The organism is Nocardia citri (assembly GCF_054065835.1).
Map to the genome: position 1 here is coordinate 33,946 of NZ_JBSUQM010000020.1, position 25,123 is coordinate 59,068.

Genomic DNA, 25,123 nt, shown 5'->3' on the forward strand with positions numbered 1-25,123 from the left:
CCTCGCCGCGAGGTCTCGCACTCACCGCGCTTCACCTCGCTTGGCCAACAACCACACCAGCAGCGCCTTCTGCGCGTGCAGCCGGTTCTCCGCCTCGTCCCACACCACACTGTGCGGACCGTCGAGCACGTCGTCGGTGATCTCCTCGCCGCGATGCGCCGGAAGGCAGTGCAGCACAACGGCATCCGGCTGCGCCTTGGCGAGCAGATCGGCGTTGAGCTGGAACGGACGGAACGGGCCGACCCGGTCGAGGCCGTCGTTCTCCTGCCCCATCGAGGTCCAGGTGTCGGTCACCAGCGCATCGGCACCCGCCGCCGCGGCGACCGGATCGCTGCTCATCGTGATGGTCGCGCCGGTCTCGGCGGCGCGCTTGCGAGCGGCCTCCAGAATCCACGGCAGCGGCTCGAAACCGGTTGGCGCGGCGATGGTTACATTCAATCCCGCGGTTACACCACCGAGCAGCAGCGAGTGCGCCATATTGTTCGCACCGTCACCGAAGTAGGTGAGGTTGCGCCCGACCAGACTGCCCTTGCGCTCGACGAGGGTCTGCAGATCGGCGAGCACCTGACACGGGTGGAACTCGTTGGACAACGCATTGACGACCGGAACCGTCGCGGTGACCGCCATTTCGTCCAGCCGCACCTGTTCGAAGGTCCGCCACACGATCGCATCGACGTAGCGCGAGAGCACCCTGCCGGTATCACCGAGGGTCTCCTCGCGCCCGAGCTGAGTGTCGCGACCATCGACCACCACCGCATGCCCACCGAGCTGCGCGATACCCATTTCGAAGGAGAACCGCGTGCGGGTGGAGTTCTTCTCGAAGATCACCCCGACCCCGCGCGGCCCGGCCAGCGGCCGGTGCGCGAACGGATCCTTCTTCAATTCTGCTGCGAGCGAGAGGATTTCGGCCTGCTCGGCCGGTGTGACATCATCGTCGCGCAAAAAATGCCGCAGACTCATTTGACCCCCTTCGCGTCCGCGATCGCACCGTCGAGGATCGCGGGCAGATCGCCCACGAAATTATCGGACTGGGTCTCGGTGAGCACCAGGGGCGGCGCGAGCCGAATGATGTTGGGCTTGGGCGCATTCACCAGATAGCCCGCCTCCCGCGCCCGGTTCTCGACCTCGGCCGAGATATCCTCGGTCAGCACGATACCGAGCAGCAGACCCGCACCGCGAACGTGATCGATCAGCGGGTGCTCCAGCAGTTCGATGCCGTCGCAGAGCCGCTTGCCGACGGATTCGACATGGGCGAGCAAATCGGTCTCATCGATCGTCCGCAATACCGCCAAAGCCGCTGCGGCGCATACCGCATTGCCGCCGAACGTGGTGCCGTGCAGGCCCGGGGTCAGCAGATCGGCCGCCGGTCCGGTGGCCAGCACCGCACCGATCGGCAGCCCGCCACCCAGCCCCTTGGCGAGGGTGATCACATCCGGCACGATGCCGAATGCCTGGTGCGCGTAGAACTTTCCGCACCGGCCGATTCCGGTCTGCACCTCGTCGAGGATCAGCAGTGCGCCGTGACGCGCGGTGATTTCCCGCGCCTTGACCAGATAGTCGGTGGGCGGCACGACAACACCGCTCTCCCCCATGATCGGTTCGAGGAATACCGCCGCGGTGTCCGCGTCGACAACCGCCTCGAGCGCCGCCAGATCACCGTAGGGCACATGGACGACACCGGGCGGCATCGGCTCGAACGGCGCCCGCTTGGACGGCTGTCCGGTGAGTGCGAGCGCGCCCATGGTGCGGCCGTGGAAGGCCTCATCGGTCGCGATGATCTTGGACCGCCCGGTCAGCCGCGCGATCTTGAACGCCGCCTCATTGGCCTCGGTGCCGGAGTTGCAGAAGAACGCGCGGCCGTGGCCGTCCCCGAATTCACCGTCGCCGAAATGCGCGAGCAACCGCTCGGCCAGTTCGATGACCGGTTCGTTGGCGTAGAGGTTCGAGGTGTGGCCCAGCGTGCCGAGCTGCTGGGTAACGGCTGCCAGAATCGCCGGATGGGCGTGACCGAGGCTGTTGACCGCGATACCGCCGAGGAAGTCGACGTAGCGTCTGCCATCCGCGTCGTAGACCACCGCACCCGCACCGCGCACCAGCGCGACCTTGGGTGTGGCGTAGTTCTTCATCAACGCGGCGGACCACCGCTGCCGCAACTCTGCTGTATCGCTCATATTCTCGTTCCGTTCAGTGTGTCCGCCGCGCTCGTCGGGAGCGGGGCGGGCGTCACCATCGTTCCGATTCCTTCTCCGGTGAACAGTTCCAACAGCACCGAATGCGGGACCCGACCGTCGATGACATGTGCGGTCGGCACCCCGCCTTGCACGGCGCGCAGGCAGGCTTCCATCTTGGGCACCATGCCCGCATCCAGTCGCGGGAGCAACTCGGCCAGGTCGGCCGCATCGATGTGCGAGGTGAGCGACGAACGGTCCGGCCAGTTGGTGTACAGGCCCTCGACGTCGGTCAGGATCACCAGTTTTTCCGCGCCGATGCCCTCGGCGAGTGCGGCCGCGGCGGTGTCGGCATTGATGTTGTGCACCACGCCGTCGGCGTCCGGGGCGATGGTGGAGACCACCGGAATGCGCCCCGCGCCGATGAGGTCGAGCACCGCGTCGGCATTCACCTCGGTGACATCGCCGACCAGACCGATATCAGTCGCCTCGCCGTCGACATCGACGGTGCGCCGGGTCGCGGTGAACAGTCGCGCGTCCTCACCGGAGATGCCGACCGCGTACGGACCGTGCGCGTTGATCAACCCGACCAGTTCCCGGCCGACCTGACCGAACAGCACCATCCGCACCACATCCATCACCTCGGGTGTGGTCACGCGGAAGCCGCCGCGGAATTCGCCGTGCAGCCCGAGCTTTTCGAGCATCGCACTGATCTGCGGTCCGCCGCCGTGCACCACCACCGGGTGCACGCCGACGGTGCGCAGGAATGCCATATCGGCGGCGAAGGCCGCTTTGAGCTCCGCGTCGATCATCGCGTTGCCGCCGTATTTGACGACCACGATCTTGTCGCGGAACTTCTGCAGCCACGGCAGGGCGTCGGCGAGGACGTGCGCCTTGTCCAGGGCCGAAAGTTCCCGCACCGCATCGCTGGTCATGAGCTGTAGGCCGAATTCTCTTCGACGTAGCCGTGCGAAAGGTCGGTGGTCCGCACGGTGGCGGTGCCGTCACCGACATGCAGTTCGATCCGTACCTCGATATCGGCGCCGGACAGATCGACCTCGCGCGCGCCCGGCGCACCGACGCTGTCGACGCAGACCGGATTTCCGTTGAACGACACCGAAATCCGGTTGGGATCCAGGGTGATCGGGGCGATGCCGACGGCGGCGAGCACCCGGCCCCAGTTCGGGTCGGAGCCGAAAAGCGCGGTCTTGACCAGACTGTCGCGGGCCACGGCGCGGGCCGCGATCAGCGCCTCGTCCTCAGAGACCGCACCGGCGACGGTGATGTGCACCCGCTTGGTCACGCCCTCGGCGTCGGCCATCAGCTGGGCGGCCAGATCGTCGCAGACCGCGAGCACCGCCGCGTCCAGTTCCTCCTGGGCCGGTGCGACCGCGCTCGCCCCGTTGGCGAGCAGCAGCACGGTGTCATTGGTGGAGCAGGAGCCGTCGACGTCGAGGCGGTCGAAGGTGAGCCGAGTCGCGTTGCGCAGTGCGCGATCCAGTTGTTCGGCGCTGACGGCGGCGTCGGTGGTGAGCACCACCAGCATGGTCGCCAGTGACGGTGCGAGCATGCCGGCACCCTTGGCCATGCCGCCGACATTCCACTTGTCGCGGTGGTGGAAGGCCGCCTCCTTGGGCACGGTGTCGGTGGTCATGATCGCGTGCGCGGCATCGAGTCCGCCGGATAGTCCGCCGCCCATTTCGTGCACGATCTCGCTGACGGCCGGAACCACCTTGTCCATCGGCAGCCGGTCGCCGATCAAACCCGTCGAGCAGACCGCGATTTCGCCCGCGCCGGTTTCGGTGCCCCAATTGCTGAGCGCCTTGGCCAATTCCTCGGCGGTCTGGTGGGTGTCCTGGAATCCGCCCGGACCGGTGCAGGCATTGGCGCCGCCGGAATTCAGGATCACCGCGCGCAACCGGCCACCGGTGAGCACCTGCTGCGACCACAGCACGGGTGCGGCCTTCACCTGGTTGCGGGTGAATACGCCCGCGGCCGCGTATTCCGGGCCCTCGTTGAATACCAGTGCCAGATCGGGCTTTCCGCTGGCCTTGATGCCCGCGGCGATGCCCGCCGCCCGGAAGCCGAGCGGTGCGGTCACGCCCTGACTCCGGACCAGCTTTCCGGCCGGTGTTTCGATCGTCGTCACGGTGCCACTCCTACGGTGGAAAGTCCTGCGGTCTCGTCGAATCCGACGGCCAGATTCATGGATTGGACCGCGGCGCCCGCGGTGCCCTTGGTCAGGTTGTCGATCGCGCCGATCACCACGAGCAGTCCGGCATCGGCATCCACCGCGACCTGGAGGGTGACGGCATTGGAGCCGAGCACCGAACCCGTCTGCGGCAGTGTGCCTTCCGGCAGTAGATACACGAATGGTTCGTCGGCGTAAGCCTTTTCATAGACGGCGCGCGCTTGCGCGGCGTCCACCCGGACCGGGGCGGTGCAGGTCGCGAGGATGCCGCGCGGCATCGGCGCCAGCACCGGGGTGAACGATACGGCGACCGCGGTGCCACCGGCGGCCTGCAGGTTCTGCGCGATCTCCGGGGTGTGCCGGTGCGCGCCCGCGATGCCGTAGGCCCGCGCTGAACCCATCACCTCGGAGCCGAGCAGGCCGGCGTCCAGTTTGCGACCCGCGCCCGAAGTACCGCTCACCGCAACCACATTCACCTTCGGTTCGATGATTCCGGCCGCGATCGCCGGTGCCAGTGCGAGGCTGGCGACCGTGGGATAGCAACCGGGAACGGCGATCCGATGCGCGCCGCGCAGCCGTTCGCGCCCGCCCGGCAATTCCGGCAGGCCGTACGGCCAGCTGCCCGCGTGGGTGGTGCCGTAGTACTTCTCCCAGGCCGCCGCATCGGTCAGCCGGAAGTCGGCGCCGCAATCGATGATCACCGTCGACTCCGGCAGCTGCTCGGCGATGGCGGCGGACTGCCCGTGCGGCAGACCGAGGAAGACGATGTCGTGACCGGCCAGCTCGTCGACGGTGGTCGGGGCGAGCACGCGATCGGCGAGCGGCAGCAGATGCGGCTGGAGCTCCCCGAGCGTGCTGCCCGCATTCGAGCCCGCGGTGAGCGCGCCGATGACGAGGCGTCCGTCGCGGTAGGCCGGATGACCGAGCAATAGACGCAGCACTTCACCGCCGGCGTATCCACTGGCACCGGCGACCGCGACCCGCAACACCGGGTCACCCGACGAATCATCCATGTGATGATTATGCACGATTATGCAAGCCCATTCATGAACGGGGTGTCGCATCGCCCCACCGGTCCGCGCTCACCAGGTCGTTCTGCCACCGCCCAGCCGTGATACCCGGTAAGAAGCCGCCTCAATCGTAGTGATCGGATTCGACAGCGCTCCGGGCGAGCGGGTGATGATCTGGAAGATCAGCACGGTGGTGACGACCGGAGTCGGGGCCAGCCGCTGTGCACCGATGGTCATCGCGACCGGGGCCATTGGCCACATTAAGCGTGGGGCGCGCTCCCAGGCCGTGGGCGGGTCCGCGGAATCTTCGGTCAGGCGACCGTCGCGGGATCGATGCCGAGTGCGCGCAGAGTAATTCTTTCGAAGAAATTCTGTCGGCCATGTCGATTCGACAGGGGACCGTTCGTGTAGGAGGTGCAGCTGGTAACGGACCGGCCAACGACAGGAGGCGAGATATGAGCAAGATCATCGCGGTTGAGCACCTGACCCTGGACGGTGTCATGCAGTCCCCCGGCCGCGCCGATGAGGACACCCGGGACGGTTTCCGCAGCGGCGGCTGGGCGCATCGCCACGACGATCCCGAGCAGGCCAGGGTCATGGGCGAGCATATGGCGACCCAGCACGGTGCGCTGTTGCTCGGACGGCGGACCTACGAGGACTTCTACGGCGTCTGGCCGCAGCAAACCGACAATCCATACACCGAGGTGCTCAACAAAACCGAGAAGTTCGTCGCGTCCCGGACCCTGACCGAACCGTTGCCGTGGGAGAACTCCACGCTGCTCGGCGGCGATATTGTCGCCGCGGTGCGCGAATTGGGGCAGGATCTGGTGGTACTCGGCAGCAGCAATCTGCTGCAAACGCTGATGCGCAACGATCTCGTCGACGAGTATCTATTGCTGATCCATCCGATCGTGGTCGGCGGCGGGCGGCGGCTGTTCGAGGACGCGGACCTCGGTGAACTGCGACTCACCGACAGCGTCACCACCCCCACCGGCGTGGTGATCGCCACTTACCAGCGGGGATGAGGAGGAGCCGTGCAGCAGTATCTGCTCAGCATCTATCAGCCCGATGGCACTGCGCCGCCGGACAATCTCGACGAGATCATGCGCGATCTGTCCGCGCTGAACGATGAGATCCGGGCCGCGGGCGCCTGGGTTTTCGCCGCGGGACTGCATGCGCCGAGTACCGCGACCGTGCTGCGCGCGCAGGGCAATGATGTGCTGGTCACCGACGGCCCGTATGTCGAGAGTAAGGAGCACATCGGCGGGTTCACCGTCATTGCGGCGGCCGATCTGGACGAAGCGCTCGACTGGGGCAAGAGGATGGCCGCTGTACTCACCTTGCCGATCGAGGTCCGGCCGGTGGCCGATTACTGAGATGGTCACCGACGCCGCGATCGCGGCCGTCTTCACCGAACATTACGGCCGCGCGGTCGCCAGCCTGATCCGCGTCTTCGGCGATATCACCGTCGCCGAGGACGCGGTGCAGGACGCCTTCACCGCCGCCGTACAACGCTGGCCGACCCACGGACTCCCGCCGAGCCCGTCCGGTTGGATCATCACGACCGCACGCAACCGAGCCATCGATCGCCTGCGGCGCGAGGCATCGCGCGACGACCGGCATGCCGAGGCCGCACTGCTGCACGCCGATGACGAACCCGACGATCTGAGCGCCGTCCAGGACGACCGCCTCCGACTGATCTTCACCTGCTGCCACCCGGCACTATCGCTGAATTCTCGAGTGGCACTTACCTTGCGGCTCCTCGGTGGTCTCACCACCCCCGAAATCGCGCACGCCTTCCTGAGTTCCGAATCGACCATCGCGCAACGGCTCGTCCGCGCCAAAGGCAAGATCCGCGACGCGCGCATCCCCTACCGAGTCCCGCGCGACGCCGACCTGCCCGCCCGCCTGCGCGCCGTCCTGGCCGTCGTCTATCTCATCTTCACCGAGGGGCATACCGCCACCTCCGGTGATCAGTTGTTTCGAACCGACCTGTGCGCCGAGGCAATCCGACTGGGGCGCTTACTCTTCGAGCTGATGCCGGACGAGCCGGAGGTGGCCGGGCTGCTCGCACTGATGTTGCTCACCGAATCGCGTCGAGCCGCCCGCACCGCATCGGACGGATCGCTCGTGCCGCTACCCGAGCAAGACCGTCACCGTTGGGACCGCACCCTCATCACCGAGGGACACGCCCTCGTCCGAGAGTGCCTGCGCCGCAACCAACCCGGCCCCTACCAGATCCAAGCCGCAATCAACGCCGTGCACACCGACGCCCCCGATCCGGAATCCACCGACTGGCAACAAATCCTGCGACTCTACGACCAATTGGCCGCCATAGCCCCGAGCCCGGTGGTGGCGCTGAATCGCGCCGTGGCGGTCGGCGAGGTCGCGGGCCCGGACGCCGCACTCGCCCTACTCGACGACATCGACCTACCGCATAACCACCTGTACTACGCCATCCGCGCCCACCTCCTCCGCCGCCTCGGCCACACCGCACCGGCGATCCGCGCCTACGACGCCGCCATCGCCCACACCGAAAACACCGCTGAACAGACCTTCCTACTGCGACGCAGAGATGAGCTCGCCGCGGCGAACCAGCGTGCCGAGCATCGCTGAAGTCCATCGGTGCAACGGTGATCACCGCCGAAACTGCTCGGCATGACCACCGCCGACGACGCCGGATGTTCAGTGCTTGCGCACCACCCGCTCGCCCTGTCCCGGCTTCCACATGGTGATGTCCAGGTGGTCGTCGATGACCTCGACGGTGGAGGCACCGGTCAGGTCGGCGATGTAGAAGTGGTCGAATTCCTCGTCGCGGATGTCGAGTCCGATGTCGTCGAACAGTTGCTGAGCGAAACGGGCGTGTACTTGCTTGTCCGGGAGGTCGACGACGGTGCCGAAGAGTTTGGCGTCACCGTCGCCGACCTGAGTGTCGACGGTCGCGGTGTGCAGGCAGAACCGCGGGTCGCGGGCGAGATCCTTGAATTTGGTCGTGTTCGGCATGCCGACGATCACCAGCATGTCCTCGAAAATTCGTGGTTCGACCGGGCTGATGCGCGGGAACCCGTCGGAGCGCAGAGTCCCGAGCATGCAGAGATTGCCGGTGGCCTGGTGTCGCCGCGTGAACACGGAGGCGATGCGTGGCGCTTCTTCGGTGAACTGGCTCCAGGTGGTCATGAGCACGACGGTACGACCCAAACCTGACATCTTCTGTCGGGTTTTACGGTTAATCTCGAATCATGCGGGCGAGCCGACTGGTGCAGCTGTTATTGCTGCTACAGACTCGCGGCCGGATCACCGGACCGGAGTTGGCGCGCGAGCTCGAGGTGTCGGTGCGCACGGTGTATCGCGATATCGAGGCCCTGTCAGCGGCGGGCGTGCCGATCTACAGCGAACCGGGCCGGTCCGGCGGTGTGCGGTTGGTCGACGGGTACCGCACCCGGTTGACCGGCCTCACCACCGAGGAGGCCGATGCGGTACTGCTCGCGGGACAACCCGCGGCCGCTGCCGATCTCGGACTCGGCACCGTGTTGGCGACCGCACAACTCAAGGTGCTCGCCGCATTGCCACCCGAATTGCGGGGCCGGGCAACACGAATCGCGGAGCGCGTCCATGTGGACGCACCGGGCTGGTTCCATCGCCCCGATGAAACACCAACGCTGGCAACGGTTGCCGATGCACTATGGCACGACCGGCGACTCGATATCCGTTATCAGCGCAAGGATCGTGCCGTCGAACGCCGCCTGGATCCGCTCGGCCTCGTATCGAAGGCCGGGACTTGGTATCTCGTCGCACGTGACGGATCGGCCATCCGCTCCTATCGCGTCAGCCGGATCGCCTCGGCTGCGCAGAACGGCGAAACCTTCACGCGGCCGGATGATTTCAATCTCGCCGAGCATTGGACGGCAGCCGCCGACGATTTCGCCCGATCGATGCTGCGTGTGCGGGCGCGCTGCCGGATCGCGGCCGCCCAGCTGCGGCTGCTCCGGTTGACGAACGAGCCCGCCGCGGTCGCCGAGGCAATGGCATCGGCAACGGAACCGGACGCCGAGGGCTGGGTCGAAGTAACCATTCCCTCGGAGTCCTACGAGGTGTTGGCGGGCGCGATCCTGCCGCTCGGCGAATTCTGCGAGGTCCTGGACCCGCCCGAATTCCGCGCCCGCCTCGCCACGACGGCCTTAGCGATGGCCGAGCGCTACCGCACGCGCACCCCGTGACCAGCCGCCCTGCGCCTCATACCGGTCGTCGCCGAGCCATCAACTTCGCCGCCACCTGCACGAACTGCTCGGTGGAACCGTCCCGACCTTCAGTCGCGTCTCGACCGCGCGCCGATTGTCGTCTAACCGGAGTTGCGCAGTGCGGTCGCGAGTCCGTTCATGGTCAGCAGGATGCCACGTTTGACGAGTTCGGAATCGTCGCCCGCCCGCAGCCGGCGCAGCAACTCGACCTGCATCTGGTTCAGCGGCTCCAGATACGGGAACCGGTTGTGGATCGACTCCGCCAGTGCCGGGTTGTCGGCGAGCAGGTGATCGTTGCCGGTGATCGCGGCGTGCATGCGGATGGTGCGGGCGTGCTCGTCTCGGATCATCCCGAAGATGTGCTCGCGCAAGGCCACATCGTCGACGAGTTCGGCGTACCTGGCCGCGATATCCAGGTCGCTCTTGGCCATGACCTGGGCCAGATTCGACAGCACCGTCCGGAAGAACGGCCAGCGGCGGTAGAGGTCGGACAGGATCGCCAGGCGGTCGGGATCATCACCGACCCACTCCTGCAGCGCCGATCCGGTCCCATACCAGCCCGGCAGCATGACGCGGGCCTGGCTCCACGACATCACCCACGGGATGGCCCGCAGATCGCTGACCGAATTCGTCGGCTTGCGGGAGGCGGGGCGACTGCCGATATTCAGGTCGCCGACCTCGGCGACCGGCGTGGACTGCCGGAAATATTCGACGAATCCGGGTGTTTCGTGCACCAGGCGCGCATAGGCCGCACGGGCCCGCGCCGCCAGATCGTCCATGAGTTCATAGGACGGTTCGGCATCGGGACCGAGCCCCTCCACATCGAGCAGCGTCGACTCCAGGGTGCCCGCGATCAACGATTCCAGATTGCGATGCGCCGCACCGGATTCCGCGTACTTGGCCGCGATCACCTCACCCTGTTCGGTCAACCGCAGCGAACCCCGCACGGCACCGACAGGCTGGGCGAGAATCGCGTCATAGCTGCGCCCGCCACCGCGACCGACCGTGCCGCCGCGACCGTGGAACAGCCGCAAGCGAATCCCGCTCTTGCGCGCCACCTCGACGAGATCCAGCTCTGCCCGGTAGAGCGCCCAGTTGGCGGCCAGATACCCACCGTCCTTATTGGAATCGGAGTATCCGAGCATTACCTCCTGCCGCATGCCCTTGGCGGCCACCAGCTCTCGATATACGGGGACATCCAGGACCGCGGCCAGGGTCGCCGCGCCGGCACCCAGATCCTCGATGGTCTCGAACAGCGGCACGATATTCACCGGACAGCTCGGCCGCCCATCCGGCTCGCCGGGATCGAGCAGACCGCCCTCCTTCAGCAGCAGCGCCGCCTCCAGCATGTCGCTGACCGAGGTGCACATGCTGATGATGTAGTTCTGCACCGCCTCGGCGCCGAAGGTGTCGACGACATCGCGTGCGGCACGGACGATATCGAGTTCCTTGGTCGCGAGTTCGCTGAGCCGCGCATGCGGGCCGAGCAGCGGACGGCGCGTGCGCAACTCGGCGGCGAGCAGTTCCACCCGCGCGGGCTCGGCGAGGCTCGCGTAGTCCTGATGGACACCCGCCCAGGCCAGCAGCTCGGTGACGACCTGTTCGTGCACTTCGGAGTTCTGCCGCATATCCAGGCTCTGCAGATGGAATCCGAATGTCTCGACGGCATATCGCAGTGCGGCCAACCGGTCGTCGGCGAGCGGGCCGTCGCCGCTGGCCCGCAACGAGACATCGACCGCATCCAGGTCGTCCAGTACCGCCTGGGGCGTCGCGTAGGCCGGCGCGCCCAAATCCAGTCCGTCCGAAGGCAATTCGCCGAGCGCGGCAACCGCCGATGCCGACAGGCGCGCCCGAACCCGGTGCAGGGCACGGCGGTACGGTTCATCCGAATGCGTGGCGGCATCGGGATAACCGGCCTCGGCCAGGGCGCCCACCTCCGGCGTCACGCACACCAGCCGCGCCGATTGCGACAGCGATTTCTCCAGCTCCACCAGCTCGTGCAGATACCGGCCGAACGCCACCGCCGACGCCTGCGATGCCGCCTGACGCACGACATCCGCTGTCACATAGGGGTTTCCGTCACGATCGCCACCGATCCACGATCCGGGACGCAGGATCGGCCGCGGCAGCAAGTCCAGGCCCGGCCACCGCGACCGCAGCGCCGCTCGCACTTCCGCGTTGATCGCCGGAATGACATCGAAGAGCGTGATGTCGTAGTAGCGCAGACCGACCACGATCTCGTCCTGAATCTGCAAGCGCTGCAATCGAATCAGCGCGGTGCGCCACAGCGAGAGCACCTGGCGGCGGATCCGCAGCTCCAGATCCGCACGTGCCCGCTCGGTCTCGGTATAGCGCTGCCGCAAACGCATCAACTCGGTAATGCGGGTCTGCGCGTCGAATACGGTGCGGCGCCGGGTTTCGGTCGGATGGGCGGTGATCACCGGCGATACCAAGGCGTCGGTGAGCACATCGGCGACTTCGGCACCATCCAGGGCCGCCGCATCGAGTTTGCGGTAGGTCGACGCCAGCGAGGAATCCTGCGGTGGCTCCCCCGCCGCCTCGTGCGCCGCGCGCCGCCGATCGCGCTGGATATCCTCGGCGAGATTCGCCAACAGCACGAAGTAGGTGAACGCCCGGATCAACGGCAGCGCGACCGCGATATCGACGCCATCGAGCATCTCCGCCACCGCGCTGCGCTCGACCTCCTCGCGCCGCACCCGGAACGCCTCGATCCGTACCCGTTCGATCAAGTCGAAGACCTCGGGGCCCTCGTGATCGCGGATGGTGTCACCGAGCACGCCACCGAGGAAGCGAATATCGTCCCGTAGCGGCCGGGTGGCGTCCGTGGTCGTCTCCGACAGTCGCTCGGCGGCGTTCGGCCCGGTTACGCCCGAGGGCGCGGTGTCGATGACTCGCTCGGTGCGCTCGCTCATGAACTCGACACTACTGCGCCGAAATCGGACCTTCGCGGTGATGGCGAACACGGCCTCGAAGCGGTTCGCACAGGTCACACGTTCCGACCGACCAGCGCGGGCAAGCTGCGGATCGCAGTGCTCGCGCGGGTCGTCCCGAGCATTCGGTGCTCGCCGATGCCGAACGGTGTCGGCATCGGCGAGTTCGCCGGATCAGCCGAGCAGCTGGGAGAACCGCAAGTGGTTGCCCCACGGGTCGCGGAAACCGCAATCCCGTACGCCGTAGGGCTGGGTGATCGGCTCCTGATCGACATCGACACCCGCATCGCGCAGCCGGGCGAAGGTGTCGTCGACGGCCTCGGTGGTGAAGATCAGGGTGCCCTGCGCACCGCTGGCCAGCCGGGCCTTGGCGGCCTCGCGCGCGGCCTCGTTCGGGTTCATCTCCGGGTTCTCCAGGATGAACTCGAGACCCGGCTGCGCGGCCGGTCCGACGGTCAGCCAGCGACCGCCCGGAAACGGCATATCCTGGCGGACCTCGAAGCCGATCACATCCCGGTAGAACTGCAGCGCCTTGTCCTGGTCGCCGACCAGCACCGCGACGTGCATGAGAGTGAAGTCCTTGCCGTTGCTCATTGATATCTCCTTGTGTCGAGCGGATTCACCAGCAAAGACGGCGAGCGCGTCCGGAATTCATCGGTGATCCCGCGAGAATCCGCATATCTATCGCAGCGCCCCGGGTCGCGGCACCGGCACACTCACTCCCCATGCAGCATCGGTTCCTTCTACTCACCCACGAGGCTACGGGGTCAGCCGACCTCGCGGGCGGGCGCGCGGGGTGCGGGACAGCCGCTGCGCGAGTACCTGTTCGAGCAGTGCGACCAGCACCTGTTTCACCGATTCCCGTTCGCGCGCGTCGCATTCCAGGATCGGAATACCGTCGTCGAGCTCCAATGCCTCACGGACCTCGTCGAGTTCGAAGTGCTCGCCCTGTTCGAAACGGTTGACCACCACTACGAATGGCGTGTTGTGCTGTTCGAAGTAGTCGAGCACCGGATAGCAGTCCTCGACCCGGCCGGTATCCACCACGATCACCGCGCCGAGCGCGCCGTCGACCAGGTCGTCCCACAGGAAGACGAAGCGGTCCTGACCGGGGGTGCCGAAAAGGTAGAGGACCAGCGAGTTGTCGAGGGTGATGCGGCCGAAGTCGAGCGCCACCGTGGTCTGGGCCTTATCGGCGCGCCGACCAGGATCGTCGACGCCGATGGCGACTTCGGTCATGGCCGCCTCGGTCACCAGCGGTTCGATTTCGGATATCGCGCCGATGAATGTTGTTTTGCCGACACCGAATCCACCGCTGATCACGATCTTGACCGATGCCGGCATGGGCCGCTCGGCTTGCGGTGTCCGATATTCAGAGTGCCCGTACAAGGTCCCTGATCCTCTCGATTGCTGCGGTGGAAAGTTCGGGGGCGTCCCGGACCGAAACATGCCCGGCCGCCGCGAGATCGCTGACGATAACCTTCGCGACGCCGAGCGGAACATGCAGCGCCGTCCCGATTTCGGCAATGGAATGCGGCTGCTGACACAGCGTCACGACGGTGCGCTGTTCGAAGTGCAGCGGTGCCGATAGCGCGGCAGGCGTTGCTCGCACCAGTGTTTCGATGCGCAGCCCGTCGATCAGTGGCGTGGTGCGCCCCGCCGTGACGACGAAGGGGCGCACGAATCGGTCGTCGGGGACCCGATCGTCCGGACCGTCCTGCGGCGGTCGGTTCGCTGGGAGCCGCGAGGATTGGTTCACCGGGATCATCCGCGGGTCCGGTAGCCGCGTCCGGTACGGATCTCTCATCGGCGCAACGATTCTCGCAATTCCGAGATGAGCGCCGGATCGAGCAGCGCGCCGGCGCGTTCGGCCAGCACCGCCATCTCGTAGCCGACCAGACCGACATCGCAACCGCCGTCGGCGATGACGCCGAGGCAGCTGCCGTCACCGAGGGCGGAGACCAAAAGGAAACCGCGCTTCATCTCGATCATGATCAGCTTAAGACCGTCGAATGCGTAACTGCGCGAAGCACTTCGGGCCAAGCTGGACAGCCCGGAGACCATGGCGGCGAGTCGATCCGCACCGGTGCGGTCCAGTCCCTCGGACATGGCGATGAGCAGGCCGTCGGAGGAGACGGCGACGGTGTCGCGAACGCCGTCGGTATTGCGCACGAAGTTGGCCAGCATCCAGTTGAAGGTGTGCGGGTCCGCGGTCGGTATGTGGCTGGTCACCGAATCTCCTCTGCGATGGCGGGTGTGGCCGAGGTTTGCGCCGAATCCGTGGCGCGCGGAATGTCTTCGGACGTCGCGGCTCGCGGCGGGGTGAAGGCGCCGCGCTCGTGTCCGGCCCGAAATGACGTGAGCATGCTACGAGTTTCGGCCGGTGAGCGTTCCACGGCCGCTGAGCTGGGCCGGTTGGCTATGAGCGCCGTTGGTGCGCTGGCACTTCCCACTTCGGCTGTGCGTGCTCGCTTGTTGCGCTTGACCAATCCGTTCTTGGTTCGCCGCACACCGGTGGGCGCACCGTCGGATTGCGGCGCCGCTGTCGGCGTTTCGGGAATCTGCCATAGCGATCCGTCAGCCGATGACGATCCATCGGGCCGCGCCCGCTCCGAGGCGAGTGCGCCGTCGGTAGGGCGACCGGATCCGTTGACTGTGGATCCGCCGTTCAGAGGACGACTGGTGCTTTCACTCCCGGTAGCGCTGGGTAGGCCCGTCAACGATTCATTGCTTCCGTTGCGTGTGGGTACGAATCCATCGATCCCGGCACCGTCTCCGGAATCGTCTGGCTCGGAAAGGAATTGGGCGAACGGCGCGGGTGTCGGTGTGGGCGAGGCGAATCCCTGCCGGTAGTGCGCGGGCGCGCCAGACCTCGCTGGCCGAAAAGCGGTGCTGTCGGGGTCGGATGCGCCGGTCGTTCGCACATCATGGGTCGGCACATCGGATACCGGATCGCCGGGCGCCGACGCATCGGGCACCCGAGCGCCAGGCACCGGAGCGCCATTGGTCGGGCCAACCGGCCCTCGAGTGCCGTTCACCGGAGCACTGTGCCTCGGCGTACCGAGCGTCGGTACAGGCGAAACAGCCGCGCCCGCAAGAGATCCCGCCACCGCCGGCACCGGCTCGACATGTCCTTGGGCACCGGTCAGCGAAGCCGCATCGTTCCACTCTTTCGCTGCGTGCACGGCCCGATCCTTCTCGCCCGCAATGATTCCCGCGGGCAACAGCAGCCGCGCGACGATCCCGCTCACCGGCGATACATTCAACTCGACATCGATCCCGAGCCGCCGCGCCAGCCTGCCGACCACGTAATGTCCCAGATACCGCGTCGGCGCGACAACGAAATCGGTCTCGCCGCGCAGCCGAGCATTCGCCTCGTCCAACTGCTCCACCGACATGCCCACACCGTGATCGACCACGGCGAGTAGATATTCCGACGCCAGCTTGCGGCCGTAGATCTCCACCTCCAGATCCGGTGGGGAGAAGGCCAATCCGTTCTCGATCAGCTCGGCGAGCATATGCGCCAGGTCGCTGACCACCGCGCCCGTAATCGCGATATCGTCCACCCGGCGCAGTACCACCCGGCGATAGTCGTCGACCTCCGACAACCCGGCACGAATCACATCGGTGAGCGCGATCGGCTCGGCCCAGCGCCGTGGGCTGGCCTCACCGACCAGCACCAGCAGACTTTCGGCATTGCGCCGCATGCGGGTGGCCAGGTGATCGAGCTCGAAGAGATTGGACAGCGCCTTCGGGTCGAGTTCCTCGCGTTCGAATTCGCTGATCAGGCCGAGTTGGCGGCGAACCAGATTCTGGTTGCGCCGCGCCAGATTCGCCATCGACTCGGTGGTATTTCGGCGGATCAACGCCTGCGCCGAAGCCAGTTCGAAGGCGGTGCTCTGCACACCGTCCAATGCCCCTGCCACGGCCGCGATTTCGATACTCGCCCCGTGCGGCGTTCGCACCGGCGCGGGCGGATCCGGTTGCCCGCCATCGGATGCCTGCCAAGCCGAAATCACTTCGGGCAGTCGATGATTGGCGACATCTTCGGCCTGCGCCGCCAACTCGGCGAGTGGCCGCACGATGGCGCGCACACTGGCGAAAACCAGCGCCACCTCGGCGGCGATGGCGATCAGCGCCGCGAGTAGGAAGCCGCCGAGCGTCAAGAACGCAACCCGGCGCAGCGCCTCCGCGCGCCGCTGCACATCGCCACCGACTGCCTGCTGTACCGTGCGTTGCTCATCGATGACCGCCGTCATCTGCGCCCACCACGTGCTCGGATCCACCGAACGCACCAGCGGACCGGTGCTCGACGCGATCGCGATCCGCTCGGATTCGCCTGCCTTTACGGCATTCTCGCTGCGCAACGCCGCATCGAGTTGGGCCTGCTGTGCCGCGGTCGCGTCGCGAGCGAATGCGGTCAGAGCCGCCGTCTCGGCGGCGCGGATATCGAGGAATTCGACGTACTCGCCATTGCGGAACTCATCGGCGGCGAAGACACCATTGAGGAATCCGCGCTCCTTGGCCGTCTGCTCCTTGGCCTCGCCGAGCGCGTACAGCGCCTCGAGGCCGTGGCGGACCTCGGCATCGCGCGCTTGATCGAGCCCCAGCGTCAGTCGATTCAGCGCGGAGACGCCGTCGGTATAGAACTGGAAGGCGGCCTGCCTGCTGATGCGGCGGGCATCGATCTGCGTACGGGTCGCATCCAGCGCGTCGAAGTGGCCGATCGCCGAACGTACTTGCGCCGCGCCCGGCGCATCTCCGGCCGCCGCCTGCACGAGCGCGGCCAGCGCTCGATTCGTTGCGACCCGCTGGTCGGAGACCGTCTGCGTCAGCCGGATATCGCCGCCGAGCAGACCATTACTGAGCCCACGCTCGCGCTGGGCCTCCTGCACCAGATCCTGTACCGCCAGTGCGAGCGAGACCGCGTGCACGGTGTCACCGCTCTCGCGGAACGCGTTGATTTCCCTGACAACCGTCACGCCCAGCAGGCCGAGCACCAAAACCAATGAGACGACAAGAATTCGGGCCAATTGCCCCCGAATCGTGCGCGGTCGCACTATTCTGTTCGCGGCAACCTGGCGTTCACTTCCAGCGGCGGCAGTCACATCCGGTGTCCCACCGGATATTTCCGATCGTTGACGTAAACGCACCACTCTAGCTCCTCCGATTGCCCAATCGCGACAGCGCCATCATGAGCGCACGGAAAGTCACGAGCAGCCTGCTCCAGGGGTATGGCACTGTCAACGCGAAAACCGGATAAAACAGACATTGGGCGCATTTGTATACATGCTGGTAATCCACCGTTTCCGCAGTGGCGACACCGACGGACACTGTGTCGTGACAACCGTCGCGGGCGGGCGGTGCCGCCGATACGCCGTGCATGATTCCGGACCGAATCCTCGTTCCCACTTCCCATCACAACCGCAATGCCCCACATAGCGTTTGATAGGGTCAGGATCTCCGGATAGTCGCAGGTCGAGAGGGTGGGGATGGCGCACCGATTGAAGTTGATGCTGCTCGCGACGGCTGTCCTGCCCGGGTTGGTCGCGTGCGGGAATTCGAAGAACGGAAGTCCGAGTGCGAGCGGCGAGACGACTGCAGCGCCGGTCACGCTGTTCGATCCGTGTACGCAGATCCCCGATGAGGTGCTGAACGCTGCCGGAGTGAACCCCTCCACGAAAGAGAGTGGTGTAGCCGGTGTCCACCAATCCGGGTGGGAGATCTGTAACTGGAAGGGCCCTAAGTATTCCCTGGGAGTCTTCTCCAGCGCCCGAACCGTGCGGGAGATCGAACAGAAGCAGGGAAATGTCGAGTTCCAAGGCGTGACTATCGCCGGACGACAGGGCCGCCAGTTCCGCGTCGAGGGTGCGTCATATGACCTGATGTGCGATGTCGTCTTCGCCGCATACCAGGGCATCATCGAGCTCACGCTGATCAACAATCCGGTCCTGGACCATCCCGCGCCGCCATGCGGGCTACTACAACAGGCCGGTTCGGCGATAGTGCCGAGCCTGCCGAAGTAACTCCGAGGGGGGAAGAGCAGCGATGAGCCGATCTAATATCGCACAGTGGGCTCGATTTGCCGAACAGGCGAAGTCCGGTGAGCTCTATCTGGACAGCGAGGAAGCAGCACGGCAATGCCTGGCCGCTTGCGACCAACGGCTCAACGATCTTCAGGACATGCTGATCCAGGCTCAAGCTGCGCAAAGAGTTTCCGGCTTCGGAGATTTCCACATGGCCGATGATCTGGTCAAGATGTTCAAAGGCCAAGCCACCGGCGAAACCAACTCTATCGACGCCATCATCCGCGAACACATCGAAGTAGTCAAAGACATGGGCGAGATCATGGCCCTATCAATCAAGCGTATTACCGGCCAAGATATTACCAACTCCGTCTACTTCAACACCAATACCGAATCGACGGACGGATAGTCGACAGCGCCGCTGCTCGGATCACCAATCAAATAGTCCCCTCCGAATGTTCCTGGGGCGTAACCACTTCCGCCCAATACTCATGCCGCACCGCATCCCACAACCGGTCCAGGTTCGGGTATTTCTCACGCATATCGGCCAGGTCCGGCGCAGCCCCTGACACATCGGCCTTCAATAATGGCCGCGCACTGTCGACAAGGCTGCGCACAAACATGATTCGGATATGCCAGTGGTCGATCTCCCAGATGGCCACCCACCCGTCGACCTCGGTGCGACGCTCGCGCATCTTCAGCCTCCAGTGGCGTCAATTCCTGTGCTCGGCTGCGTCATTCGGGCCAGGGACCGGCAGCGCCAGCTCCGACAACCTGTCCAGCACGTCCCGCAATGTTCGCAGCGGCGGCCCGCCGCACACCAGCGGTTGTGCCTCCAGCGGCGGGAAGTCGATGCCACGCGCCGCGGCACGCTCGCGCGGCGTCAGCGTCTGCGGCGCGAGACGCCCCGCGGCCACCAGCGTGTAGTACGCCGCCGCTTTCCAGACACACCGATCGACCCGGCAGGACAGATGTTGCCGCATCAGCTCATGCGAGAGTCGCACATCGGCACGGCCGCAGACCCGCGGCGGGGTGAGTATCGCATAGTCGTTCACGCGGCACCCGTCTCGACTGTTTTCGGCCCCGACACGCGCGCCCAGGTCGTTGCGGGACAAACGGTTTCGAGGTCGAAGTCCTCACATATCCGCGCGGGCTGATTGTCCACGTGGTCGAGGTCGTAGACCACGATCGTGGCCACTCCCAGGCCCGCCGCGATACCGAGTGCGTAGCCGATCGCATCGCCGGTGTCCTGCGGCGGACGGATTGTGTAGACATAGTGGTAGCCCAGCGCACTGGCATGCCGCTGCACGGCGGTCGCGTGCCGAGGCGCTTGCAGTCCGGATATGTCGCCGCGCACGAACCCAACGGCTTTCGGCCGCTCCTGCTCGCGATTAGCCCCGTTCACTTCGACGCTTGCGGGCGGGATCGTGGTCGTCGGCGAATCAGGCGGCACGGTGTTGTGATCGCTTGCTGTCAGGCCGGGCACTGCATACCTCCGAAAGATATTGTGGCGGTGGTGATTTTGAAACACGGTCGCGCGCGGCATCGCGAATTCGCCACCACATCGGGTAGTTGAGCGGAGCCGATTAGTTGGTCATCCCGACCGTCTGACGCATAGCTAGTAAAACACCAAACGGGTACGGTAAGAGCAATCCAAATGGATTCAGCCCGAATCGAATTCGCTCCAAACAGGCTGACTATTCCATCTAACTTGACATGACTGTGAGTAACGCTAAACGAAAGGGTGGGTGGCATTACTTTGTCGACCGAATCGAACAACACGACTCTGCCGCGTCGCGTGCTCGGACGACGGCTGCGAGAGCTGCGCGAGAAGCGCAAGTTGAGCCGGACCCGTGCCGCGCAGGCGTGTGAGATGGGTTCACAGACGCTGTGGCGCTTGGAGTCTGGACGCAGCAGTGAAGTCAAGAAGATGATGATCAACGCGCTGTGCGACTTTTATCAAGCAAGTGACGATGATCGACGCGAACTGCTGTGGCTCGCCCAGGAGTCCCGCAAAGATGGTTGGTGGCAGTCTTACACCGACGCCATAATCCCAGATCGCGCAATGTTCGTCGGGCTCGAGCAATCCGCCAGCCGAGTCATCTCGTGGCAGTCGACTTTAGTGCCCGGCCTGCTGCAGACGTCGGATTACCGGCGCGCCATCTGGGAGGCGGAAGGGCAGCCAGTTGATATTGAACGGGATGTCAACGTGGTCGCGATGCGTCAGGAGCGTCTTCATGATTCGGAGAATTTCGCGCTGGAGGTGCTGTTCAGCGAGTCCGTGTTGCGGCAGCGTATCGGGGGAACAAAGGTCATGACTGGTCAACTGCGCCATCTTGTCGAGATCGGCAAACTTCCGAACGTGTCGATTCGGGTCGTCAGGTTCGATGCGCCCAATCACTTGGGACTGGTCGCAAAGGATTTCGTCTACCTCGAGTTCCCCGAACACACGAATCCGGCCCTCACCGAGCCACCCATTGCCTACGTGGAGGGCTTCACCGGCATGCTGTACCTGGATAAACCCGGCGAGACCGAGCGATACCGGGCGGCGTACTCCGATATCCAGCGCGTAGCGTTGGACGAGAACGACTCTCGATGCCTAATCGAAGCGATCGCAAAGGAGTACGCGGAGTGAACACCGAGTTGTCCGAGGCCAAGTGGTTCAAGAGCAGCCGCAGCACGAGCGGTTCGGATTGCGTCGAGGTCGCGCACCTCAGAGAGAGCATGGTCGGAGTACGGGACTCGAAGAATCCGACCGGCCCGGTTCTCGTCTTCACTCCGTCGGAGTGGGATGCGTTCACAAACGGTATCCGGCACGGCAATTTCGAACGCCCCGCGTAGCGGCCACCAGACCATTTCGGGCCGACTACGCCCTTTCCGCGGTTCCACATGCCCACCGAGGCAAGTCAAATGGTGGCTCGAAACCCCTACCGCAACCACCATTTGACTCCCCTCGACAAGCAATCACGGCCGGTTGACCGGGCTGGAGGCCTGGCCAACCCGCCCGACTGCGGAGGGTAAGCCGGGTAGGCACACGACGCGCCCCCACCATGCAGCGGACCATTCACCTCGATGTGCTGGTGCCCGCGAACCAATCGGCATCCCGGCCGACCTTGCTGCTACTGGACGGAAACGGCGCGTCGGAATCTCAGCCGGCGAGCTCCTGGACGCTGCGCGGCGGCGCAGAGGAGTTCTTCGCCGACAAACTGGTCAATATGGTGATGCCGGTAGGCGGCGGGGGACCTACTACACCGACTGGTTGCAGGACGACCCCAAGATCGGACACCAGAGGTGGGAGACCATTCTCACCTCGGAGCGGCCCCCGCTGATCGACCGTGAACTGAAGGACAACGGGGTCTGCGCCGTCGGCGGACTTTCGATGGGAGCGGGCGCGGCGGGCATTCTGGCCGTGCGGCACCCCGACATTTCCGAGCCCTCGCAGCCCTCAGCGGCTGCTACTCGGCATCCACTCATGGCCGTACTGGAAGACCGCCCTACCCAAGTCCCGGCCAGCCCTGAATGCGGGGCTCGGCGTAGAGCAGGCCACCAACACCGCCCACACATAGTCGCGGCTGGCACGCACGGTGGCCAGCAGTCGGTGCGCGGCGTCGCAGTCCTGGACCTGATATCTGCCGCCGCGCACCTTTCAACACGCCGCGCAGTGATTCTCCGGTCGAATCGGTGCGCGGGGTAAAGATCGCGGCGTCGCGACCTGCGGGAATACGGCAGGTGCGGGTTGGGTTACACGCCTTATCCGTGGTTTGTGTGTGGCGGATTCCGGCGCGACGGTGGGAGATCAGATGAGCGTGCAAGCGATATGGAACGGCACGGTGTTGGCTGAGAGTGATGAGACCGTGGTGGTCGAGGGCAACCATTACTTTCCGGCGGGGTCGCTGAAGACGCAGTACTTCCGGGACAGCGATACGCATACGGTGTGCGGATGGAAGGGACTCGCCTCCTATTACACGGTCGAGGTCGACGGTACGAAGAATGCGGATGCCGCGTGGTACTACCCGGATCCGAAGCCGGAGGCCGAGCAGGTGCGCGATCGGGTCGCGTTTTGGAAGGGCGTCGACGTCGTCGAGCTGTAGCGGGTTCGAGGCGTCAGCGGGCGGCGGTGGCCGGTTCCGGGTAAGAACGATGACATGCGACATCCGGCCAGTCCGATTCTCAATGCGCTGACCTTCATGCCCGATCGGCAGGTCGTGCAGACGCCGTCGATCCTCGAGATGGATTACACCGAACTGTCCATCCGTACGACCGACGGCGAGACGCTGCATGGTTGGTGGCTGCCCGCCGCACGCTCGATCGGGCATGTCCTGTTCGCGCACGGCAATGCGGGCAATATCGGCGACCGGGTGCCGATCTACGCGCTGCTCACCCAAATCGGTTTGGACGTACTGACTTTCGACTACCGCGGCTACGGTCGCAGCACCGGGCGACCTACCGAGCACGGCACCTACCGCGACGCCCATGCGGCCCGGCGGGCGCTCCTGGAACAGCCCGGCGTCGATCCGGATCGCGTGCTCTACCTGGGCAAATCACTCGGCGGTGGCGTGCTGGTCGAACTGGCGACCGAGCATCCGCCCACGGGACTGATCCTGATGTCCACCTTCACGGGTCTGCGTGACGCGGCTCGCTCGGTGTATCCCTTCCTGCCCAGCCCATTCGTCCCGGACGCCTATCCGAGTCTGCGCCGCATCGGCAAGCTGCGCGCCCCCGTTTTGATCATGCATGGCGACCAGGACGAACTGCTGCCGCTGCGGCATGCCGAGCGGCTGTATGCGGCCGCACCCGAGCCGAAGCGATTGGTGGTCTTTCCCGGCGGGCATCACAACGATCTGATCATGTCGGCCGGAGTCGACTGGGCGGATTTGATCCGTTCCTGGACAAGTGATCTGCTCACCCGCTGATACCGCTGGTGCGTAGCCTGGCGATATGAGTGATTTGGATGAAATCACCGCGCGGCTCGCGGCACTGTCCGATGACGAACTGTTGGCGGTACTCGACACGACCACCGCGGGACGACCTCGGCTCTCGTGGGTGCATACCGCGGTCGTGGAGGCCGCTGGACTCGGTCGTGCGAGTTCCGATGCGGCTGTGAGTCCCGCCACTGCGATAGCGCAATCACATGACCAATCCTCGGACGTCGGTGCTTCCGGGCAGGTCGGGGGCTTTTCTCCGGCACCAGCGGTGCCGGTACCGCCGACCGGTATGCCGTCCGGCTCCGAGGTGGGCGGATATTCGTCCGGCGGCGTACCCAGCTTCGAGTCGGTTCGCGATAAAGTCGAGCGGCGCTTCGGTACCGCGCAGGGGATGGGCGAACTCGACCGGCAGACTCCTGCGGGCCGCAGCGCCGACGAACAATGGGAGGCGCGCGCGAAAGCGGCGCGCGAGCGACTGGCACAGATACGGAAATCGGTGCACGGCAACGACGTCGAATCCAACGATCCGTAAGCTGACCGAACGCGACGAACAACGAATGTGATGGTGTATTCGATGAGCGAGCCGCGTGAGATCGCCGAACGGCTACTCGATGCCCAAGTGGAATTCCTGCTGGCCGAGCTGAGCGGCGAACGCTTCACCGAGGTCGTCGTCCGGGATGTGGAGTCGGTGCTGGGGGTGGCCGACACCCTCATCTTCCGCGATATCGTCGGCATCGACCAGGCCAAGGAAACAGTCCGCGCCGTCATCGACCTGATCGGTGGCAGTCCGGTCGTCGCGGATATGGTCGGGGTATTCGCCGACTCGATCTACGATCATATCGCCGCGAACAACGATTACACCCTGGGGCAGGTGGTCGAGCGCGAACCGGTCGAGGCGCTGCTGGAGAAGATCTTCGGCATGCATCAGGCCCAGGAGCGGATTCTGGAGCGGCTCACCGAGAGTCCACTGGTCGCCACCGTCGCCTCGAAATTCGTGGATAAGCTCATTTCCGATTTCATGGAGGCCAATAAGCAGATCGCGGGCAAGATTCCGGGTGTCTCATCGTTGATCTCCATGGGACAGTCGGCGGCCAAAACCGCCAAGAAGGCCACCGAGAGCACCTTCATCGGCGATATGGCGGGCAAGGGCGCGGTATTCGCGCTCAAGCGCACCAACAACGCCATCCGGGAAATGTTGCGCGACGCCCCGGTGCACGATGCCGCGATGGAGTTCTGGGATCTGCACGCCGATGAGCCGGTGAGCGGACTGCGGGACTACCTGACCCAGCAGGACCTCAACGAGCTGGTGCTGTTCTGCTACGAGATCGCGGTCACCACCAGGGAAAAGGAATACTTCGGGCTGCTCGTGGACGAGTGCGTGGATGTCTTCTTCACCAAATACGGCGATTACACGCTGGCCGCGATGCTGCCGGAACTAGGTCTGTCCGGCGACGACATCGCCAAGGAGATCCTGCGGTATGGCCCCGCTGTCATCGCGGGCGCGAAGCGAGATGGCGTGCTGGGCAAGCTGATTCGCGATCGGCTGGAGCCGTTCTACACCTCGGATTTGGTGCTCGCGATCCTGGGCGAAGCAACCAGCTGATCCGCGGCGCC

29 protein-coding genes are annotated in these 25,123 nt (G+C 65.3%); 13 read left to right on the forward strand and 16 right to left on the reverse strand.

The features are described from left to right. Positions 1-21: 21 nt before the first annotated feature. From argF to ACW2Q0_RS23280, 6 genes are all read right to left on the reverse strand, one after another. On the reverse strand, positions 22-960 hold the full coding sequence (argF, locus tag ACW2Q0_RS23255; RefSeq protein WP_457193012.1) for an ornithine carbamoyltransferase: 939 nt from the start codon (positions 958-960) through the stop codon (positions 22-24). Continuing rightward, on the reverse strand, positions 957-2,171 hold the full coding sequence (locus ACW2Q0_RS23260; RefSeq protein ID WP_457193013.1) for an acetylornithine transaminase: 1,215 nt from the start codon (positions 2,169-2,171) through the stop codon (positions 957-959). The genes argF and ACW2Q0_RS23260 overlap by 4 nt, the downstream gene beginning before the upstream one ends. After that, positions 2,168-3,103, reverse strand: a complete 936-nt coding sequence (argB, locus tag ACW2Q0_RS23265; protein ID WP_457193014.1) for an acetylglutamate kinase — start codon at positions 3,101-3,103, stop codon at positions 2,168-2,170. The genes ACW2Q0_RS23260 and argB overlap by 4 nt, the downstream gene beginning before the upstream one ends. Continuing rightward, positions 3,100-4,317, reverse strand: a complete 1,218-nt coding sequence (argJ, locus tag ACW2Q0_RS23270) for a bifunctional glutamate N-acetyltransferase/amino-acid acetyltransferase ArgJ (RefSeq protein ID WP_457193015.1) — start codon at positions 4,315-4,317, stop codon at positions 3,100-3,102. The genes argB and argJ overlap by 4 nt, the downstream gene beginning before the upstream one ends. Continuing rightward, the gene (gene argC / locus ACW2Q0_RS23275; RefSeq protein ID WP_457193016.1) at positions 4,314-5,372 is read right to left on the reverse strand and encodes an N-acetyl-gamma-glutamyl-phosphate reductase; all 1,059 of its coding nucleotides are present in this window, start codon (positions 5,370-5,372) and stop codon (positions 4,314-4,316) included. The genes argJ and argC overlap by 4 nt, the downstream gene beginning before the upstream one ends. 69 nt (positions 5,373-5,441) lie before the next feature. Then, on the reverse strand, positions 5,442-5,621 hold the full coding sequence (locus tag ACW2Q0_RS23280; RefSeq protein WP_457193017.1) for a hypothetical protein: 180 nt from the start codon (positions 5,619-5,621) through the stop codon (positions 5,442-5,444). Between the two features lie 203 nt (positions 5,622-5,824). Between ACW2Q0_RS23280 and ACW2Q0_RS23285 the strand changes: the two genes are divergently transcribed. Genes ACW2Q0_RS23285 through ACW2Q0_RS23295 form a run of 3 tightly spaced genes read left to right on the forward strand, consistent with a single transcriptional unit; the run spans position 5,825 to position 7,985 of the window. Continuing rightward, positions 5,825-6,394 carry a dihydrofolate reductase family protein gene (locus ACW2Q0_RS23285; protein WP_457193018.1) on the forward strand — a complete coding sequence of 190 codons (570 nt, stop codon included), beginning with the start codon at positions 5,825-5,827 and terminating at the stop codon, positions 6,392-6,394. A 9-nt stretch (positions 6,395-6,403) separates the two neighbouring features. Beyond that, positions 6,404-6,745 carry a YciI family protein gene (locus ACW2Q0_RS23290; protein WP_457193019.1) on the forward strand — a complete coding sequence of 114 codons (342 nt, stop codon included), beginning with the start codon at positions 6,404-6,406 and terminating at the stop codon, positions 6,743-6,745. Position 6,746: 1 nt separating this feature from the next. Then, positions 6,747-7,985 carry an RNA polymerase sigma factor gene (locus ACW2Q0_RS23295; RefSeq protein WP_457193020.1) on the forward strand — a complete coding sequence of 413 codons (1,239 nt, stop codon included), beginning with the start codon at positions 6,747-6,749 and terminating at the stop codon, positions 7,983-7,985. A gap of 69 nt (positions 7,986-8,054) precedes the next feature. Here ACW2Q0_RS23295 and ACW2Q0_RS23300 read toward each other — a convergent pair whose 3' ends face one another. Next, positions 8,055-8,546, reverse strand: coding sequence for a pyridoxamine 5'-phosphate oxidase family protein (locus ACW2Q0_RS23300; RefSeq protein ID WP_457193067.1), 492 nt, complete (start codon positions 8,544-8,546; stop codon positions 8,055-8,057). Positions 8,547-8,608: 62 nt separating this feature from the next. Between ACW2Q0_RS23300 and ACW2Q0_RS23305 the strand changes: the two genes are divergently transcribed. Continuing rightward, positions 8,609-9,586, forward strand: a complete 978-nt coding sequence (locus ACW2Q0_RS23305) for a helix-turn-helix transcriptional regulator (protein ID WP_457193021.1) — start codon at positions 8,609-8,611, stop codon at positions 9,584-9,586. A 122-nt stretch (positions 9,587-9,708) separates the two neighbouring features. On the opposite strand, the gene ppc is transcribed toward ACW2Q0_RS23305, so the two are convergent. The 6 genes from ppc to ACW2Q0_RS23335 form a co-directional block, all read right to left on the reverse strand. Beyond that, positions 9,709-12,468: a phosphoenolpyruvate carboxylase gene (ppc, locus tag ACW2Q0_RS23310; RefSeq protein WP_457193068.1), complete on the reverse strand. Its 2,760-nt coding sequence runs from the start codon at positions 12,466-12,468 to the stop codon at positions 9,709-9,711. A gap of 264 nt (positions 12,469-12,732) precedes the next feature. Next, entirely contained in the window at positions 12,733-13,152 is a 420-nt protein-coding gene (locus tag ACW2Q0_RS23315) for a VOC family protein (protein ID WP_457193022.1), read from the reverse strand. Positions 13,153-13,317: 165 nt separating this feature from the next. Next, positions 13,318-13,902 (reverse strand): GTP-binding protein, encoded by a 585-nt coding sequence (locus tag ACW2Q0_RS23320; RefSeq protein WP_457193023.1) that lies wholly within the window; start codon positions 13,900-13,902, stop codon positions 13,318-13,320. A 28-nt stretch (positions 13,903-13,930) separates the two neighbouring features. Further along, a complete protein-coding gene (locus tag ACW2Q0_RS23325) occupies positions 13,931-14,365 on the reverse strand; it encodes a DUF742 domain-containing protein (protein WP_457193024.1) in 435 nt (144 codons plus the stop codon). Further along, a complete protein-coding gene (locus tag ACW2Q0_RS23330) occupies positions 14,362-14,790 on the reverse strand; it encodes a roadblock/LC7 domain-containing protein (RefSeq protein WP_457193025.1) in 429 nt (142 codons plus the stop codon). The genes ACW2Q0_RS23325 and ACW2Q0_RS23330 overlap by 4 nt, the downstream gene beginning before the upstream one ends. Beyond that, positions 14,787-17,618: a nitrate- and nitrite sensing domain-containing protein gene (locus ACW2Q0_RS23335; RefSeq protein WP_457193026.1), complete on the reverse strand. Its 2,832-nt coding sequence runs from the start codon at positions 17,616-17,618 to the stop codon at positions 14,787-14,789. Before ACW2Q0_RS23335 ends, ACW2Q0_RS23330 begins: the two co-directional genes overlap by 4 nt. 432 nt (positions 17,619-18,050) lie before the next feature. Here ACW2Q0_RS23335 and ACW2Q0_RS23340 point away from each other — a divergent pair, with 432 nt between their 5' ends. Beyond that, the gene (locus ACW2Q0_RS23340) at positions 18,051-18,584 is read left to right on the forward strand and encodes a DUF3558 domain-containing protein (protein WP_457193027.1); all 534 of its coding nucleotides are present in this window, start codon (positions 18,051-18,053) and stop codon (positions 18,582-18,584) included. A gap of 22 nt (positions 18,585-18,606) precedes the next feature. Further along, positions 18,607-18,993, forward strand: coding sequence for a hypothetical protein (locus ACW2Q0_RS23345; protein WP_457193028.1), 387 nt, complete (start codon positions 18,607-18,609; stop codon positions 18,991-18,993). A 28-nt stretch (positions 18,994-19,021) separates the two neighbouring features. Here the strand turns inward: ACW2Q0_RS23345 and ACW2Q0_RS23350 are convergent, their stop codons facing one another. The 3 genes from ACW2Q0_RS23350 to ACW2Q0_RS23360 are packed head-to-tail and all read right to left on the reverse strand — an operon-like array spanning position 19,022 to position 20,130. Further along, positions 19,022-19,279: a hypothetical protein gene (locus ACW2Q0_RS23350; protein WP_457193029.1), complete on the reverse strand. Its 258-nt coding sequence runs from the start codon at positions 19,277-19,279 to the stop codon at positions 19,022-19,024. 18 nt (positions 19,280-19,297) lie between these two features. Then, positions 19,298-19,639: a hypothetical protein gene (locus ACW2Q0_RS23355; RefSeq protein WP_457193030.1), complete on the reverse strand. Its 342-nt coding sequence runs from the start codon at positions 19,637-19,639 to the stop codon at positions 19,298-19,300. Next, the gene (locus ACW2Q0_RS23360; RefSeq protein WP_457193031.1) at positions 19,636-20,130 is read right to left on the reverse strand and encodes a hypothetical protein; all 495 of its coding nucleotides are present in this window, start codon (positions 20,128-20,130) and stop codon (positions 19,636-19,638) included. Before ACW2Q0_RS23360 ends, ACW2Q0_RS23355 begins: the two co-directional genes overlap by 4 nt. Positions 20,131-20,343: 213 nt before the next feature. Here ACW2Q0_RS23360 and ACW2Q0_RS23365 point away from each other — a divergent pair, with 213 nt between their 5' ends. The 7 genes from ACW2Q0_RS23365 to ACW2Q0_RS23395 all read left to right on the forward strand — a co-directional run bounded on the left by ACW2Q0_RS23365 (position 20,344) and on the right by ACW2Q0_RS23395 (position 25,112). Next, positions 20,344-21,219: a helix-turn-helix domain-containing protein gene (locus ACW2Q0_RS23365; protein WP_457193032.1), complete on the forward strand. Its 876-nt coding sequence runs from the start codon at positions 20,344-20,346 to the stop codon at positions 21,217-21,219. Further along, positions 21,216-21,425 carry a DUF397 domain-containing protein gene (locus ACW2Q0_RS23370; RefSeq protein ID WP_457193033.1) on the forward strand — a complete coding sequence of 70 codons (210 nt, stop codon included), beginning with the start codon at positions 21,216-21,218 and terminating at the stop codon, positions 21,423-21,425. The genes ACW2Q0_RS23365 and ACW2Q0_RS23370 overlap by 4 nt, the downstream gene beginning before the upstream one ends. A gap of 418 nt (positions 21,426-21,843) precedes the next feature. Beyond that, entirely contained in the window at positions 21,844-22,278 is a 435-nt protein-coding gene (locus tag ACW2Q0_RS23375) for an alpha/beta hydrolase-fold protein (RefSeq protein WP_457193034.1), read from the forward strand. A gap of 106 nt (positions 22,279-22,384) precedes the next feature. Beyond that, complete coding sequence (locus ACW2Q0_RS23380) at positions 22,385-22,675, forward strand: DUF427 domain-containing protein (RefSeq protein WP_457193035.1); 291 nt, start codon at positions 22,385-22,387, stop codon at positions 22,673-22,675. A 54-nt stretch (positions 22,676-22,729) separates the two neighbouring features. Continuing rightward, positions 22,730-23,497 carry an alpha/beta hydrolase gene (locus ACW2Q0_RS23385; RefSeq protein WP_457193036.1) on the forward strand — a complete coding sequence of 256 codons (768 nt, stop codon included), beginning with the start codon at positions 22,730-22,732 and terminating at the stop codon, positions 23,495-23,497. Positions 23,498-23,522: 25 nt separating this feature from the next. Continuing rightward, positions 23,523-24,041, forward strand: coding sequence for a hypothetical protein (locus tag ACW2Q0_RS23390; protein ID WP_457193037.1), 519 nt, complete (start codon positions 23,523-23,525; stop codon positions 24,039-24,041). A 42-nt stretch (positions 24,042-24,083) separates the two neighbouring features. Then, a complete protein-coding gene (locus ACW2Q0_RS23395; RefSeq protein ID WP_457193038.1) occupies positions 24,084-25,112 on the forward strand; it encodes a hypothetical protein in 1,029 nt (342 codons plus the stop codon). Positions 25,113-25,123 lie beyond the last annotated feature (11 nt).

What these genes read in the sequence shown, in the direction of transcription:
- ACW2Q0_RS23260 (WP_457193013.1), bottom strand. Translation starts at nt 2,171, where the DNA reads ATGAGCGATACAGCAGAGTTGCGGCAGCGGTGGTCCGCCGCGTTGATG.
- ACW2Q0_RS23340 (WP_457193027.1), top strand. Translation starts at nt 18,051, where the DNA reads ATGGCGCACCGATTGAAGTTGATGCTGCTCGCGACGGCTGTCCTGCCC.
- ACW2Q0_RS23305 (WP_457193021.1), top strand. Translation starts at nt 8,609, where the DNA reads ATGCGGGCGAGCCGACTGGTGCAGCTGTTATTGCTGCTACAGACTCGC.
- argC (WP_457193016.1), bottom strand. Translation starts at nt 5,372, where the DNA reads ATGGATGATTCGTCGGGTGACCCGGTGTTGCGGGTCGCGGTCGCCGGT.
- ACW2Q0_RS23390 (WP_457193037.1), top strand. Translation starts at nt 23,523, where the DNA reads ATGAGTGATTTGGATGAAATCACCGCGCGGCTCGCGGCACTGTCCGAT.
- argB (WP_457193014.1), bottom strand. Translation starts at nt 3,103, where the DNA reads ATGACCAGCGATGCGGTGCGGGAACTTTCGGCCCTGGACAAGGCGCAC.
- ACW2Q0_RS23380 (WP_457193035.1), top strand. Translation starts at nt 22,385, where the DNA reads ATGAGCGTGCAAGCGATATGGAACGGCACGGTGTTGGCTGAGAGTGAT.
- ACW2Q0_RS23385 (WP_457193036.1), top strand. Translation starts at nt 22,730, where the DNA reads ATGCGACATCCGGCCAGTCCGATTCTCAATGCGCTGACCTTCATGCCC.
- ACW2Q0_RS23345 (WP_457193028.1), top strand. Translation starts at nt 18,607, where the DNA reads ATGAGCCGATCTAATATCGCACAGTGGGCTCGATTTGCCGAACAGGCG.
- ACW2Q0_RS23350 (WP_457193029.1), bottom strand. Translation starts at nt 19,279, where the DNA reads ATGCGCGAGCGTCGCACCGAGGTCGACGGGTGGGTGGCCATCTGGGAG.
- ACW2Q0_RS23285 (WP_457193018.1), top strand. Translation starts at nt 5,825, where the DNA reads ATGAGCAAGATCATCGCGGTTGAGCACCTGACCCTGGACGGTGTCATG.
- ACW2Q0_RS23395 (WP_457193038.1), top strand. Translation starts at nt 24,084, where the DNA reads ATGAGCGAGCCGCGTGAGATCGCCGAACGGCTACTCGATGCCCAAGTG.
- ACW2Q0_RS23300 (WP_457193067.1), bottom strand. Translation starts at nt 8,546, where the DNA reads ATGACCACCTGGAGCCAGTTCACCGAAGAAGCGCCACGCATCGCCTCC.
- ACW2Q0_RS23295 (WP_457193020.1), top strand. Translation starts at nt 6,747, where the DNA reads ATGGTCACCGACGCCGCGATCGCGGCCGTCTTCACCGAACATTACGGC.
- ACW2Q0_RS23360 (WP_457193031.1), bottom strand. Translation starts at nt 20,130, where the DNA reads ATGCCGCGCGCGACCGTGTTTCAAAATCACCACCGCCACAATATCTTT.
- ACW2Q0_RS23315 (WP_457193022.1), bottom strand. Translation starts at nt 13,152, where the DNA reads ATGAGCAACGGCAAGGACTTCACTCTCATGCACGTCGCGGTGCTGGTC.
- ACW2Q0_RS23320 (WP_457193023.1), bottom strand. Translation starts at nt 13,902, where the DNA reads ATGCCGGCATCGGTCAAGATCGTGATCAGCGGTGGATTCGGTGTCGGC.
- ACW2Q0_RS23280 (WP_457193017.1), bottom strand. Translation starts at nt 5,621, where the DNA reads ATGGCCCCGGTCGCGATGACCATCGGTGCACAGCGGCTGGCCCCGACT.
- argF (WP_457193012.1), bottom strand. Translation starts at nt 960, where the DNA reads ATGAGTCTGCGGCATTTTTTGCGCGACGATGATGTCACACCGGCCGAG.
- ACW2Q0_RS23325 (WP_457193024.1), bottom strand. Translation starts at nt 14,365, where the DNA reads ATGAGAGATCCGTACCGGACGCGGCTACCGGACCCGCGGATGATCCCG.